Below are 14,266 nucleotides of genomic sequence, written 5' to 3'. Positions count from 1 at the left end.
CAAGGGGAGAGAGAGCATGAAAGGGTTACGCGTCTGCGCGGTGCAATACAAGCTTGAGGACATCGGCCGTTTCGACGATTTCGCGGCGCAGGTGCGCCATTACGTGAGGAACGCGTCGGAATACGGCGTGCATTTTATATTGTTTCCGGAATTTTTCACGACGCAGCTGCTTTCGATCGGCGACGATTCGGGCGCGGCGCTCGGCATCGGCCGGCTGCCTGAATTCACGGACAAGTACGTCGAGCTGTTCCGGTCGCTGGCGGCGGAATACAACATGCATATCATCGGCGGCACGCATGTCGTATCGACGGGGGACGGCAAGCTGAACAACGCGGCGCATCTGTTCTACCCGGACGGACGGGTGGAGCGGCAGGCCAAGCTTCACATGACGCCGACGGAGCGGGAAGAGTGGAATATGTCGCCGGGCGAAGGCCTCGGCGTGTTCGATACGGAGTTCGGGACGATCGCGATGCTGACCTGCTACGACATCGAGTTTCCGGAGATCGTACGCATGGCGCGGGCCAAGGGAGCGGATATCGTCTTCTGTCCTTCCTGCACCGACGACCGTCACGGGTTCTACCGGGTACGCTACTGCTGCCATGCGCGGGCAGTCGAGAATCAAGTGTATATCGTGACGACCGGCACGGTCGGCTCGCTCCGCAAGGTCGACTTCATGCGGGCGAATTTCGGCCAGGCGGCCGTCATCTCGCCGAACGATATCCCGTTCCCGCCGGCAGGCATCATGACGGAAGGCATCATCAACGACGATATGCTCGTTGTCGCGGATATCGACGTCTCGCTGCTGCACGATGTCCGCGCGGCCGGTTCCGTCACGACTTGGCGCGACCGCCGTACCGATCTGTACGGAGATTGGTCGTAGCCCGCAGGCCCTTCGGCCCTCATGGAGGTATATCGCATGCGCAAGCAAATGATCGTCTATGCGGAGGGCAAACCGGTCGAGATCGTCATCCGCAACTATACGCAGTCGGACTTTGCCGGGATGATCGCCATTCAGGAGGCATGCTTCCCGCCGCCGTTTCCTTCCGAGCTGTGGTGGAATGAAGCGCAGCTTCGCGAGCATGTGGCGCGGTTTCCGGAAGGCGCGATATGCGCGGAGCGGGACGGGCGGCTGATCGGCTCGATCACCGGGCTTCGGGTCGACGACGCGCAGCTGGCGGGCAGCCATAGCTGGGAGTCGATCACGGATGGCGGCTACATCCGCAATCATGCGCCGGACGGCGACACCTTGTACATCGTCGACATCTGCGTCGTACCGGAGATGCGCAAGTCCGGCGTGGGCAAATGGCTCATGCAAAGCATGTACGAAACCGTCGTTCACCTAGGCCTCAAGCGGCTGCTCGGCGGCGGCAGGATGCCCGGCTACCATCGTTATGCGGACAGCGTATCGCCGGATGAATATTTGGCCGGTATCGTCGCCGGACGCTACAACGACCCCGTTATTTCGTTCCTGCTGCGCTGCGGCCGCATGCCGGTCGGAACGGCGGAGCATTATTTAGAGGATGAACAATCGTGCGATTACGCCGCGCTCATGGAGTGGCGGAATCCTTTTATGCGCTAAACCATTCACAGGATGAACGATAAGGAGCGAGATTATTGGACTACATACGCATTCAATCGATTGATAACCCGCTGTTTGCTAAGATGCACGGCCTGATGCAGACGGTTTTTCCGCCCGAGGAGGTGCTGGCGTATGAGAAGTGGCAGGCGCCGCTGAAAGACGCGAGCATCCATGTCTATGTCGCGGTGCATGAAGGAGAAGTCGTAGGGACGACGGAATATCGCTATTACCCGGCAATGAAAGTTGCGATGACCGATTTCACGATCGTCGGCCGTCCGGGGCTGGGCATCGGACGTTTCCTGCTGCGCAGCCGCGCGCGAGATCTGCAGCGTCTCGCCGAGCAGAGCGGTACGGTCTCTATCGGCATGTTCGCCGAAATATACGATCCCGTGCAAGCGACCTACGAGTTCGGCGGTATCTACCCGATGAATCCGTACGTCCGCCGCGAAGTGCTGTCGCATATCGGCTATATGCGCCTGGACTTCCCTTACGTTCATCCGTCGTGGGAAGAGGACGGCTCGGCGGTGAGCGGGCTCAATCTCTGCTTCCTGCCCGCGGACGAGGACCGCACCGAGCTTGACGCGTCGCTCGTGACCGCGTTCCTGACGCAATATTATTCCGCGCTGCCGAACAAGCCGGACGAGTGGTACGGCATGATGGAGCAGCTGAAAGGCAAGCAAACGCTAGCCCTTCTACCATTGTAGCACCGTTTTCATTGCGACGGAAAACATCACGGAAGGAGGTCGAAATAGGATGATCGTTACATTCTGGGGAACGGGGGACGCGATGGGCGTTCCCCGCGTCTACTGCTCCTGCGACGTCTGCGAGGAAGCGAGAGCCGAGGGAAGGAACCGGAGATATCGTTCGCTGGTGCAGCTGACCGACGCTTCGTTCGGCACGATGCTGATCGATTGCGGCCCGGATTGGCGAAACGGCATGGAAGCGTTCGGTCTGCGCCATATCGAGACGCTGCTCGTTACGCATGCGCATTTCGATCATATCGGCGGACTGCCGGAATTCGCGGATATGTGCAGATGGCTGGGTCGCAAAGGCAAGGTATACGCGAAACGGGAAGTCGTCGACGAAATTCTGGTCCGGTTTCCATGGCTTCGCAGACAGATCGATTTCAAGCCGATTGACGGGAAGCTGACCTTCGGCGAGTGGGAAACGGTCTGCTGGAAGGTCAATCACGGCAAGAACGGACACGCGTACGCGTTCCGGTTCACGCATATCGCGAGCGGCCGCTGCTTCGCTTACTGCTCGGATGCCATCGCTCTGCAGGGTGAAGAGCTGGAACCGCTGCGCGATCTGGACGTGCTCATCCTGGGGACGAGCTTCTACGAAGAGCCTTATCCGTTCGAATCGCGCTCCGTTTACGACGTTCGGGAAGGGCTGCAGCTGATCGAACGGTTAAAGCCCGGCAGAATGATCTTTACCCACATGTCGCATGACATTGATCTATCTCGCAACTACGATCTCCCGGCAGGCACGGCATTCGCGCGTACGGGCATGTTGATCACGATTTAGCCGAATGGCCGCTTGACTTCGGCAGCGGTCAGGAGCTATGATGAAGGTAACTTTATGCAGCAAGGGGAAATTTTAATGCGTGTCGGTGTTCTTAACTTCTAAATTGGATATTGCCTGGGGCCTGAAGCGCCGCCAGGTGCGGAACTGAATTCGTATTGCAAGCGAACTTGCCCGGTTAGCGCAGGTTTAGTTTGTTATCGGCGAATGCAGCGTCCGCAGCCAATGAGTTAAGAACATGACCATTTCCCGCCTGCTGGACGGCAAAATGAGCGTGCTCTTCGAGCACGCTTTTTTTCATGCCGGCCGACGGCCGCCTCTCAATCGGCGGCGTCTGCCTTCGCATGGCTGCCGATGTCCTTGAACAGGAACGGAATGCGTTTATGCGCTTTCCGTTCCTGTTTTTTTTGTACCCTTTCGCATGGCCCAATCAACGATAAAAGGTGGATTCCGCAATGAATCAAACGACGATGAACGCGTTGGAATTTCAAAAAATCAAATCGATGCTCGCAGCGTACACGGTATCGGAAGCAGGGAAAGCGCTGGTTGAACGGCTCGAACCGAGCAGCCGGCTCAAGCAAGTAACGGCATGGCTGAACGAAACGGAAGAGGCGGCGAAGCTGCTTGCGACGGGAGCGAGCGTTCCGCTTTCGGCGATGGAAGGCATCGGCCCGTTCATGGCGCTGCTCGGCAAAGGCCGGATTTATACCGAACAGGAGCTCGGGCAGCTGGCGGCCTGGCTGACATCGGTCGCGCAGATGAAGCGTTACATGGACAGCAAGCGCATGACGGCGCCGACCATCAGCAGCTACGCCGACTCGATGCATGATTGCCCGGAGCTGATCCAAGAGCTCGCAAGATGCATCCGCCACGGCGTGCTGACCGATCAAGCCAGTCCTTATCTGGCTGATATCCGCCGCCACATCGCGGCGGCCGAAGACCGGATCGAGCGCAAAATCAATCAATTGCTCGGCAAATACAAGCATGCGCTGCAGGAGCAGCTGGTCAGCAAACGGAACGGACGCTTCGTTATTCCCGTCAAACGCGATTTGCGCAGGCAGGTGCCGGGCACCGTCTGGGATGAGTCGTCCAGCGGCCAGACGCTGTTCGTCGAGCCCGCCGACGTGGCGGACCTGCAAGGCGAGCTGCAGCTCTGGAAGAGCGAAGAAGAACGCGAGCGGATGCTGATCTTGTCCCGCCTGTCGGACGAGGCGGAGGCATATGCCGCCGAGTTCCGATGGAACGTGGAGGCGATGGCATCGTTCGATTTTATTTTCGCCAGGGGCAAGCTTGGCCGCACGTACGGCGGCATAGCGCCGGCCGTTACCGATCGGCCGTACATCCGCTTGACGGGCGCGCGCCATCCGCTGCTTGGCGAGAAGGCGGTTCCCCTCACCGTGGAGATCGGCGGGGATTGGCGGCAGCTCATCATTACGGGACCGAATACCGGGGGCAAGACCGTCGCGCTGAAGACGATCGGCCTGTTCGCGCTGATGGTGCAGTCGGGCTTGCTGCTGCCCGCGGATAAAGGGACGGAGCTGGGATTGTTCGAGACCGTGCTCGCGGACGTCGGGGACGGGCAAAGCATCGAACGGTCGCTCAGTACGTTCTCGGCGCATATGGACAATTTGAGCGGAATGCTCCGCAAGGCGAACGGCCGCTCGCTGCTGCTGCTTGACGAGCTGGCGGCGGGCACGGATCCCGGCGAAGGCATCGCCTTGTCGATCGCCGTGCTGGAGGAGCTGCTGCAGCGCGGTTCGCTTGTGGCGGCGACGACGCATTTTAACGAGATTAAACGATTCGCTTCCGTCATGGAAGACTGCACGAATGCAAGAATGGCCTTCGACGCGGAGACGCTGAAGCCGCTGTACCGCTTGGAAATCGGCGAGGCCGGGGACAGCTACGCTTTCGCCATCGCCAGACGCTTCGGATTGCCGGAGAGCGTCGTGCGGCGAGCGGAACAACGGGTGAAGCAGGCGGCGGCACCGTCGGAGACGGATAGCCCCGAAGGCCAGCGCGGCCAGTACGCGGATTCGCAATCGTACGAATTCCCGCAATACAATGCGGTGCAACGCGAACGCAAGCAGCAGCCTGCGCGAATGAAGCCGGCCGATCCGGTAGAAGCACTCCCCGACACGGAAGGAAAGAAGCGCCCGTTCGAAGTCGGCGATTGCGTCTGGGTGTACCCGCTCAAACGAACGGGCATCGTCTTCCGCGCGGCCGACGAACGCGGGGAGGTCGTCGTGCAGGTGCAGAAGTCGAAAATGACCTTCAACCGGAAACGGCTGTCGCTTTACATCCCGAACACCGAGCTGTACCCGGGCGGCGAGTACGATATGGATATCGTGTTCGAGTCCAAAGAGAACCGGAAGAAACGGAAGCTCATGGGGCGCAAGTACTCGCCGGGGGTATCGATTGTCACGCCGTCGGAGAAAAAGGACGAATGAGCCGGCGCAATGCGCCCATTCATGCAAAATCCGCTTGAAGTATAGGGCCGCCGCGGCTAAAATAGGAAAGGATTTAGAATAGGGCGGAGCCGGCGGAGGCAACATGAGATGAATGCAGCGATGGATATGGACATTTTCACGGTTTTCAGCATTATCGGCACGATCGCGTTCGCGGTGAGCGGCGCGATCGTGGCGATGGAGGAAGAGTACGATATTTTGGGCGTATACGTGCTCGGACTCGTCACCGCCTTCGGCGGCGGGGTCATCCGCAATCTGCTCATCGGCGTGCCGATTCCGATGATCTGGACGCAGGGCATGCTGCTCAAGACGGCGGTCATCGCGATGACGGTCGCTTTCGTCCTGCCGATCAAGTGGATCAAGACGTGGAAGAAAAGCGAGGCGTTCTTCGACGCGATCGGCTTATCGGCGTTCGCGATTCAGGGCGCCTTGTATGCGACCGGCAAGTATCCGCTCAGCGCCGTAGTCGTCGCCGCCATGCTGACCGGTATCGGCGGCGGCATGATTCGCGACGTGTTGGCGGGCCGGAAGCCGCTTGTCCTGCGCGACGAGATCTACGCGGTATGGGCGATGAGCGCCGGCGCCGCGATCGGACTGGGCTGGTTCGACTCGCCGGTGGAGCTGCTCATTCTGTTCGCCATCGTCATCGTATTCCGCATGTTGTCCGTTCACTACGGCTGGCGCCTGCCGCGCAGATCGCTCAAGTACGCGCTATCGCAGTCGGTGTACGAGGACGAGAACCGGGAAGCGGCCAAGAAGGAGCACAAGGAAGGAGAACGGCAATGATTCGGGTTTTATTCGTATGTTTGGGCAATATATGCCGTTCGCCGATGGCGGAAGCGGTTTTCCGCCATCGCTTGAAGGAAGCGGGATTGGCGGAGCGGATCGAGACGGATTCCGCCGGAACGGGAGATTGGCATCTGTGCAAGCCGCCGCATGAAGGGACGCGCGCGCTGCTGGACAGCCGCGGCATTTCGTATGAAGGCATCCGGGCGAGGCAGGTGCTGCTCGACGATTTCGACCGGTTCGACTATATCGTCTGCATGGACAGCAATAACGAGCGCGACGTCAGAAACGTGTTCGGCAGCAAGGCGGACGGGAATACGAAGGTGTTCAAGTTCATGGATCTGCTGCCGGAGCAGGAGAACGACGACGTGCCGGATCCGTATTACACTGGCAATTTCGAAGAAGTGTACAAGCTCGTTGCCGAAGGCTGCGACAATTTGCTCGTCCGCATCCGGGACGAGCATCCCGATCAAGTCCGATAGGCGCGCGAACAACAAAACGGTAAGCCCCTCCGCGAGGGCGCTTTACGGTCAGGCTGTCGAGAAACTACACGAATCTTCAAGTCGCATCGCCTGAACGAGATAACCCCTGTGGGCAACGGACACAGGATCCGCTATTTGTATTGAAATCGGTGTTTTGGGCTGGAGATCGGACACAGGATCCATTATTGCCTCCGGATAGCACTGAATGGCTGCCATGTTGGGCGAAATAGCGCATCTCCTGTCCGCAAGCACACGGTAAAACAAGGAAAACCGGCCAATAACGCATCTCTTGTCCGCTTCCTTGCATCGACGGCAGTGCTGCTGCCCAGCCGGGCAAAAAGCCGATTGATCAAAGCGGTTTCGGCAGTTATGCCGGGGAAGCGGCAGCCTGAGCGCTTCTTTCTGCATTTCACGCAGCTACCTGTGCGAAGTGCGACGGCGCGTGATGGCTCCAACCTTATTCCTGCGGGGAGCCGCGGGAAGCTCGCAAAGAAGTAGTCACCCATTGATCACACGACTACCAAAAGGCCTGCCCCCAGGCAGACCGCAGGCTGGAGAGACCCTTCAGTTTTTTTATAGAGAGTTATAAATTGCCGATATCTCATTCGAAAAGTCGTGCTCAGATTGGTTTTAATCGATTTTTTAATTAACGAGATGTGGGACCGCCACTAAACAAAAATAAAAGTGCCGAAAAGTCCGCTGGACTTTCTCGGCACTCTAACCGTAAGCCCCTCCGAGAGGGCGCTTACGTTTTTTGTTTGTACGTCATGCTCGGTTCATGAGCGAATGCATACGGGGCATCAGCTTTCGGCGTGCAGGAAGCAGCGCAGCGCGTCCGGAATGAACCGCTGCCAGAAGCCCCATACGTGATCGCCGTCATGCTCGCCGTACATCGTCGACGCGCCCTTGCTTTCGAGGATCCGGCGCATCTCGCGGTTCATCGCGACGAAATCGAATACGCCGCGGTCGGATTTGAAGGCGGTCTCCTGCAGGCCCACGATCATATAGAGCGAGAGGTCGCTCAGGTCGCCGGCCGCTTCGGCGATTTCCCGCGATGCGGGATAAAAGGCGCCCGACAAGGCAATAATTTGATGGAACAATTTGGGGAAGGCAAGCGCGATATGGAAGCTCACCGAGCCGCCGAGCGAATCGCCGGCCAGGATGCGCGACTCCGACTCGCTGCGGATCGGATACTTGCCTTCAATGAAAGGAATCATTTCCTCGCCGAAGAAGGACACGTATGCCGCATGCCGATCGCCGTCGGGCGCATATTCCGCGGTGCGGCGATCGAGGTCGACGTCGACGCCGACGATGATGAAGGGCTCGATTCCTTCATCCAGAATGAGCTGATTCGCGATCGTCGCGATCCGGCCGAAGTTGAAGAATTGCTCGCCGTCCTGGCAATAAACGACGGGATAGCTGAGCAGTTCATTATACCCCGGCGGCAAATATACGCGAAGATTTCGGGAGCCCTCCGGCAAATAACGGCTCGGCACGACCTCCTTCACGATTGTTCTTTTTAAATAGCGTTCATCCGTCATGCGATGAAATCTCCTTTCGCTTGCATGCATTGCGAGTCGATTGGGTAAACAAAGGGGAGGCGTAATGTCGGCCGCGATCCGCGATAACACTGCGATTACACGGTGATAACACGGAGATAACCGCAAAACTCTTGCTGTTGTATTATACTGTACTATCACTATTTAATATCTGTTACATATACAACTTAGCAAGGTTAAACATAAAAAATTGCCGAGTTCAGCGGATTTCGGTGCATTATGCTTTGACCATTTCGGTTAAACAGGTTTATAATCATTCTATAACAGAGCTACTCGTTTTTTCAAATATTCAACTGAGGTGAACAATATGAGCAAGCTGCCTTACGAAGTTCATTCGGAACCGGTAACACCGCTTTCCGTCTTGTCTCCTGAAGGGGAAGTCATTAACGAGGCTTACATGCCGAATTTGACTGACGAGCAATTGAAAGAAATTATGTACCGCATGGTCTTCACCCGCACTTGGGACGAGCGCGCGGTCAATCTGGGCCGCCAGGGCCGTCTTGGCTTCTACGCGCCCGTATCCGGTCAGGAAGCATCCATGGTCGGCAGCGAGTACGCGCTGAACAAGGACGATTTCGTCTGCCCGGGCTACCGCGACATGCCGCAAATCGTATGGCACGGTCTTCCTCTGTACCAAGCGTTCCTGTACTCCCGCGGCCATCAGCACGGCGGCCAAATTCCGGAAGGCGTCAACGTTCTTATGCCGCAAATCATCATCGGCGCGCAGATCCTGCACGCGACTGGCGTTGCGATGGCCTTCAAGAAGAAGGGCGAGAAGCGCGTAGCGATCACTTATACGGGCGACGGCGGTTCCTCCGAAGGCGATTTCTACGAAGGGCTTAACTTTGCGGGCGCGTTCAAACTGCCCGTTATCTATGTCGTGCAAAATAACGGCTATGCCATTACGACGCCGTTCGCGAAGCAAACGGGCGCGCAATCGATCGCGCACAAAGCGCTGGCGGCCGGCATCCACGGCGTGCAAGTCGACGGCATGGACGTGCTTGCCGTTATCAAAGCCGTATCCGAAGCGGCCGAGCGCGGCCGCAACGGCGAAGGCGCAACGCTGATCGAGATGCTCACGTACCGTTTCCGCCCGCACTCCATGGCGGATGACACGTCGAAGTACCGGACGAAAGACGAAGAGGCCGAATGGAGCCTGAAGGATCCGCTGACGCGTTTCGGCAAATTCCTCGAGAAGAAAGGCCTGTGGACGGAAGAAGACACGGCCCGCGTGAAAGAGGAAGCGAAGGCGGCCGTCAACGAGAACATCAAGAAAGCGGAAGCGACGGAGAAAATGACGGTCGGCGGTTTGATCGACTCCATGTTCGAAACGACGCCCGCGCACCTGGAAGCGCAAAAAGCCGATTTTCAATAATGGGATGAATATAGAGAAGCTAGCTTAAGGAGGAACTCGCGACAATGGCTCAAATGAATATGAAAGAAGCGATCCGCGACGCGATGCGCGTGGAGCTTAAGAACGATCCGAACGTAATCGTCTTCGGTGAAGACGTCGGCAAAGTCGGCGGCGTATTCCGCGCGACGGAAGGTTTGCAAGGCGAATTCGGCGAAGAGCGCGTATTCGATACGCCGCTTGCCGAATCCGCGATCGCGGGCATGGCTGTCGGCATGGGGATCCAAGGCTTCCGTCCGGTGGCGGAAATCCAATTCGTCGGCTTCATCTATGAAGCGCTCGACCAAATGTTCGTGCAGGCGGCGCGCATGCGTTTCCGTTCCGGCGGACGCTACAACTCGCCGATCGTGTTCCGTACGCCGTTCGGCGGCGGCGTCAAGGCGGCCGAGCTGCACACGGATTCGCTGGAAGGCCTCGCGATCCAAACGCCGGGCATCAAGGTCATCGTGCCTTCGAACCCGTACGATGCGAAAGGATTGCTCGTCGCGGCCATCCGCGACAACGATCCGGTGTTCTTCATGGAACACTTGAACCTGTACCATGCGTTCCGCGCGGAAGTGCCTGAAGAAGCGTACACGGTCGAGATCGGCAAAGCGAACGTCGTTCGCGAAGGCGCGGACGTCACGATCATCGCATACGGCCTCATGGTGCACACGGCGGTGAAAGCGGCCGAGGAGCTGGAGAAGAGCGGCGTGAAAGCCGAAGTCATCGACCTGCGCACGCTGCTGCCGCTCGACATCGAGACGATCGTCGCATCCATTCAGAAGACGAATCGCGCGATCGTGGTGCAAGAAGCGCAGAAAACGTCCGGCGCCGCGGCCGAAATCATCGCGCAAATCAACGAGCATGCCATTCTTCACCTGGAAGCGCCCGTGCTTCGCGTTGCCGGTCCGGATACGGTGTATCCGTTCGCGCAAATCGAGGACGCTTGGCTGCCGAACGTCGATCGCATCGTGAAAGCCGCGAACCAAGTGCTGAACTTTTAATGGATGACAACGCAAGAGGACAAATGGGCAGGTTGTGAGACCTGGAAGGAGGTCACGGGACGTGGCGAAGTTTGAATATCGTTTCCCGGAGCTGGGCGAAGGCTTGCATGAAGGCGAAATCGTAAAAATGCATATCAAGCCCGGCGATACGGTGACGGATGAAGATATCATCATGGAAGTGCAGAACGACAAGGCGATCGTGGAAGTTCCTTGTCCGGTGAACGGCAAAGTGCTCGAAGTGCTTGTCAAGGACGGACAAGTTTGCCACGTTGGCGACGTTGTCGCCGTTATCGACGCCGAAGGCGAAGTGCCCGAGCAAGCGGCTCCGGCGGGCGGAGGCCATAGCGCTCCGGCACCGGCAGCGGAAGCGCCTAAGGCGGTCGAAGCGCCGAAAGCCGAAGCGCCTGCGGCTGCAGCGCCTGCAGCGGCTCCGGCAGCGACGAAACCGGCCGGCGGCCTTGTGCTGGCGACGCCGAGCGTGCGCAAATTCGCGCGCGAGCAGGGCGTAGACATCGCAAGCGTGGCGGGCTCCGGCAAGAACGGCCGCATTACCCGTGAAGACATTACGGCCTTCGCATCCGGCGGCGGCGCGGCGGCTCCTGCAGCGGCGGAAGCTGCGGCGGCTCCTGGCGGCGAAGCGAAAGCGGCTCCGGCGGCGGCGGCAGTTCCGTCGGGCGACCGTACGGAAGAGCGCGTGCCGTTCAAGGGCATCCGCAAAGCGATCGCGAACGCGATGGTGAAATCCGTCTACACGGCGCCGCATGTTACGATCATGGACGAAGTCGACGTTACGGCACTGGTCGAGCTGCGCGCGAAAGCGAAGCCGCTGGCCGAGAAGAAAGGCGTCAAACTGACGTACCTGCCGTTCATCGTGAAGGCGCTCGTCGCGGCTTGCCGCCAGTTCCCGATCATGAACGCGACGTTGGACGAAGAGAAGCAAGAGATCGTCTACAAGAAGTACTACAATATCGGCATCGCGACCGATACGGATAACGGTCTCGTCGTTCCGGTCATTCCGGACGCCGACCGCAAGAACGTCTGGATGGTTGCCGACGCCATCCGCGACCTCGCGGTCAAAGCGCGCGACGGCAAGCTGGGCGCGCAAGAAATGCGCGGCAGCACCATCAGCATCACGAACATCGGCTCCGCCGGCGGCATGTTCTTCACGCCGGTCATCAACTTCCCTGAAGTCGCCATCCTTGGCACGGGCCGCATTTCCGAGAAGCCGGTCGTCAAGAACGGCGAAATCGTCGCCGGTTCCGTTATGGCTCTGTCCCTTAGCTTTGACCACCGTCTAATTGACGGCGCGACAGCTCAAAACTTCATGAACTACATCAAACAGCTGCTTGCTGATCCGCAATTACTTGTAATGGAGGTTTAAAACTATGGTCGTAGGTGACGCTTCACTCGATATCGATTTGCTAGTCATTGGTGCGGGACCCGGCGGCTACGTGGCCGCGATCCGCGCCGCGCAGCTTGGTCAGAACGTACTGGTCGTAGATAAACAATACGTAGGCGGCGTGTGCTTGAACGTGGGCTGTATCCCGTCCAAGGCGCTGATCTCCGCATCCCATCAATACGAATCCATCAGCCATGCTTCGGATTTCGGCATCACGGCATCCGACGTCAAGGTGGAATGGAGCAAGGTGCAGGAATTCAAGAACGGCGTCGTCAAGAAATTGACGGGCGGCGTGGCATCGCTTCTCAAGGCGAACAAGATCCAGTTCTTCGCCGGCGAAGTGATGTTCATCAACGAGAACGAAGCGCGCGTCTTCAACGATCAGGAAGCGCCGCGTTACCGTTTCAAACACTGCATCATCGCGACGGGCTCCCGTCCGATCGAGCTGAAAGCATTCCCTTACGGCGGCCGCATCGTGTCTTCGACAGAAGCGCTGTCGCTGCCTGAAATTCCGAAGAGCCTCGTCGTTATCGGCGGCGGCTACATCGGCATCGAGCTTGGCCAAATGTATGCCAAGTTCGGCACGCAAGTAACGATCATCGAAGGCTCTGACAGCATCCTGCCGGGCTTCGATTCCGATATGTCCTCGCTCGTCGCGAAGAAGCTGAAAGCGTCGAAGACGGAAATCGTCACGGGCGCGCAAGCGAAGAGCGCCGCGCAAACGGACAAAGACGTTACGGTTACGTACACGGTGAACGGCGAAGACAAGCAAGTAACGGCAGACTACTTGCTCGTAACGGTCGGCCGGCGTCCGAACACGGACGGCGAGCTGGGTCTTGACCTGATCAACCTGAAGATGACGGATCGCGGCCTCATCGAAGTCGACGACCAATGCCGTACGAGCATTCCGCACATCTTCGCGATCGGCGACATCATCGCCGGCCCGGCGCTTGCGCACAAAGCGATGTACGAAGGCCGCGTTGCGGCTGAAGTCATTGCCGGACAGCCAAGCAAGATCGACTACAAGTGCATCCCGCTCGTCGTCTTCTCCGATCCGGAATGCTCCAGCGTCGGTTACAGCGAGAAGGAAGCGAAGGAAAAAGGCCACAACGTCAAAGTGGGCAAATTCCCGTTCAACATCAATGGACGCGCATTGTCGCTCGGCGTCAAGGAAGGCTTCGTGAAAGTGATCGCGGACGCGGACAACGGTCTCGTGCTCGGCGCGCAAATCGCCGGCATCGAAGCGTCCAACATGATCGCCGAGCTTGGCCTGGCCATCGAGATGGGCGCAACGCTCGAAGACATCGCGCTTACGATCCACGCGCATCCGACGCTCGGCGAAATCGTGCTCGATGCAACCGAGATGGCGCTGGGTCACCCGATCCACGCGATTTCGAAGTAATCGTCATCCCGGTAATCCCGTCTTGCGTTTCAATTGCATCATGCACAATGTTAAGAGCGAAGAGGTCACGCCGCAGTTGTTCTGCAGCTGGGCCTCTTTTTTTCATCACGATTGACCGCTAGTCGGCAGCCTTAATAGCATAAATAAAAGCAGTTAACATGAAGGAGGGTAACCGCATGTCCGAGCGCAGCAGCAAACCGATCAGCGAATCCCGTTCCGGCATGATGCAGCTTATTTTTCCGTCGGATACGAATTACCACGGCACGATGTTCGGCGGCAAATTGATGGAGTACATGGACAAGATCGCGGCGATCGCGAGCATGCGCCATGCAAGGGGACCGGTGGTGACGGCGTCGACCGACAGTCTGGATTTCGCCTCACCGATCCGGGTCGGCGATATGATCGACGTCGAGGCGATCGTGACGTGGACGCATCGCAGCTCGATGGAAGTGTACGTCAAGGCGGAGACGGAGAATGTGTACACGGGCGACCGCAAAACGGCGGTTACCGCCTTCTTCTCGTTCGTCGCGCTCGATGAGAACGGCAGGCCGAGACCGGTCGCAGCCATCGTGCCGGAAACGGAAGAAGAATGGGCGCTGCATCGCTCGGCGCCTGCCCGCTATGAGCATCGCATGCAGCGAAAGCAGGACAGGCTGGACAAGAAGTGATAAAA

14 protein-coding genes are annotated in these 14,266 nt (G+C 58.3%); 12 read left to right on the top strand and 2 right to left on the bottom strand.

Features of this window, described 5'->3' with window-relative positions; all coding sequences use genetic code 11:
* The first annotated feature begins 16 nt into the window (after window positions 1–16).
* From GXP70_RS17940 to GXP70_RS17925, 4 genes are read left to right on the top strand one after another with little or no spacing between them, the layout of a single operon-like run.
* Window positions 17–880, top strand: a complete 864-nt coding sequence (locus GXP70_RS17940) for a carbon-nitrogen hydrolase family protein (protein WP_162358101.1) — start codon at window positions 17–19, stop codon at window positions 878–880.
* Window positions 881–916: 36 nt separating this feature from the next.
* Window positions 917–1,579 (top strand): GNAT family N-acetyltransferase, encoded by a 663-nt coding sequence (locus GXP70_RS17935; protein WP_192043367.1) that lies wholly within the window; start codon window positions 917–919, stop codon window positions 1,577–1,579.
* Between the two features lie 35 nt (window positions 1,580–1,614).
* Entirely contained in the window at window positions 1,615–2,283 is a 669-nt protein-coding gene (locus GXP70_RS17930) for a GNAT family N-acetyltransferase (RefSeq protein ID WP_162358099.1), read from the top strand.
* 49 nt (window positions 2,284–2,332) lie between these two features.
* Window positions 2,333–3,106 (top strand): MBL fold metallo-hydrolase, encoded by a 774-nt coding sequence (locus GXP70_RS17925; RefSeq protein WP_162358098.1) that lies wholly within the window; start codon window positions 2,333–2,335, stop codon window positions 3,104–3,106.
* Window positions 3,107–3,281: 175 nt separating this feature from the next.
* On the opposite strand, the gene GXP70_RS30085 is transcribed toward GXP70_RS17925, so the two are convergent.
* A complete protein-coding gene (locus tag GXP70_RS30085; protein WP_263864019.1) occupies window positions 3,282–3,404 on the bottom strand; it encodes a hypothetical protein in 123 nt (40 codons plus the stop codon).
* Window positions 3,405–3,558: 154 nt separating this feature from the next.
* Here GXP70_RS30085 and GXP70_RS17920 point away from each other — a divergent pair, with 154 nt between their 5' ends.
* From GXP70_RS17920 to GXP70_RS17910, 3 genes are all read left to right on the top strand, one after another.
* Entirely contained in the window at window positions 3,559–5,550 is a 1,992-nt protein-coding gene (locus tag GXP70_RS17920) for an endonuclease MutS2 (protein WP_162358097.1), read from the top strand.
* Between the two features lie 120 nt (window positions 5,551–5,670).
* The gene (locus tag GXP70_RS17915; protein WP_192043498.1) at window positions 5,671–6,354 is read left to right on the top strand and encodes a trimeric intracellular cation channel family protein; all 684 of its coding nucleotides are present in this window, start codon (window positions 5,671–5,673) and stop codon (window positions 6,352–6,354) included.
* Window positions 6,351–6,836, top strand: coding sequence for a low molecular weight protein-tyrosine-phosphatase (locus GXP70_RS17910; RefSeq protein ID WP_162358096.1), 486 nt, complete (start codon window positions 6,351–6,353; stop codon window positions 6,834–6,836). Before GXP70_RS17915 ends, GXP70_RS17910 begins: the two co-directional genes overlap by 4 nt.
* 800 nt (window positions 6,837–7,636) lie before the next feature.
* Here GXP70_RS17910 and GXP70_RS17905 read toward each other — a convergent pair.
* Window positions 7,637–8,377: an alpha/beta hydrolase gene (locus tag GXP70_RS17905; RefSeq protein ID WP_162358095.1), complete on the bottom strand. Its 741-nt coding sequence runs from the start codon at window positions 8,375–8,377 to the stop codon at window positions 7,637–7,639.
* 325 nt (window positions 8,378–8,702) lie between these two features.
* Here GXP70_RS17905 and pdhA point away from each other — a divergent pair, with 325 nt between their 5' ends.
* The 5 genes from pdhA to GXP70_RS17880 all read left to right on the top strand — a co-directional run bounded on the left by pdhA (window position 8,703) and on the right by GXP70_RS17880 (window position 14,261).
* Window positions 8,703–9,770 carry a pyruvate dehydrogenase (acetyl-transferring) E1 component subunit alpha gene (gene pdhA, locus GXP70_RS17900; RefSeq protein WP_162358094.1) on the top strand — a complete coding sequence of 356 codons (1,068 nt, stop codon included), beginning with the start codon at window positions 8,703–8,705 and terminating at the stop codon, window positions 9,768–9,770.
* A gap of 44 nt (window positions 9,771–9,814) precedes the next feature.
* Window positions 9,815–10,792: an alpha-ketoacid dehydrogenase subunit beta gene (locus tag GXP70_RS17895; RefSeq protein ID WP_162358093.1), complete on the top strand. Its 978-nt coding sequence runs from the start codon at window positions 9,815–9,817 to the stop codon at window positions 10,790–10,792.
* A gap of 61 nt (window positions 10,793–10,853) precedes the next feature.
* Window positions 10,854–12,173: a dihydrolipoamide acetyltransferase family protein gene (locus GXP70_RS17890; protein ID WP_162358092.1), complete on the top strand. Its 1,320-nt coding sequence runs from the start codon at window positions 10,854–10,856 to the stop codon at window positions 12,171–12,173.
* 4 nt (window positions 12,174–12,177) lie between these two features.
* Window positions 12,178–13,593: a dihydrolipoyl dehydrogenase gene (gene lpdA, locus GXP70_RS17885; RefSeq protein WP_162358091.1), complete on the top strand. Its 1,416-nt coding sequence runs from the start codon at window positions 12,178–12,180 to the stop codon at window positions 13,591–13,593.
* A 176-nt stretch (window positions 13,594–13,769) separates the two neighbouring features.
* Window positions 13,770–14,261, top strand: coding sequence for an acyl-CoA thioesterase (locus GXP70_RS17880; protein ID WP_162358090.1), 492 nt, complete (start codon window positions 13,770–13,772; stop codon window positions 14,259–14,261).
* Window positions 14,262–14,266: the final 5 nt, after the last annotated feature.

The sequence above is a fragment of the Paenibacillus lycopersici genome (genome assembly GCF_010119935.1).
GTDB classification, from domain to species: Bacteria; Bacillota; Bacilli; order Paenibacillales; family Paenibacillaceae; genus Paenibacillus_Z; species Paenibacillus_Z lycopersici.
The sequence above is the reverse complement of the archived record's forward strand: the minus strand, read 5'-3'. Positions and strand labels throughout refer to the sequence as shown.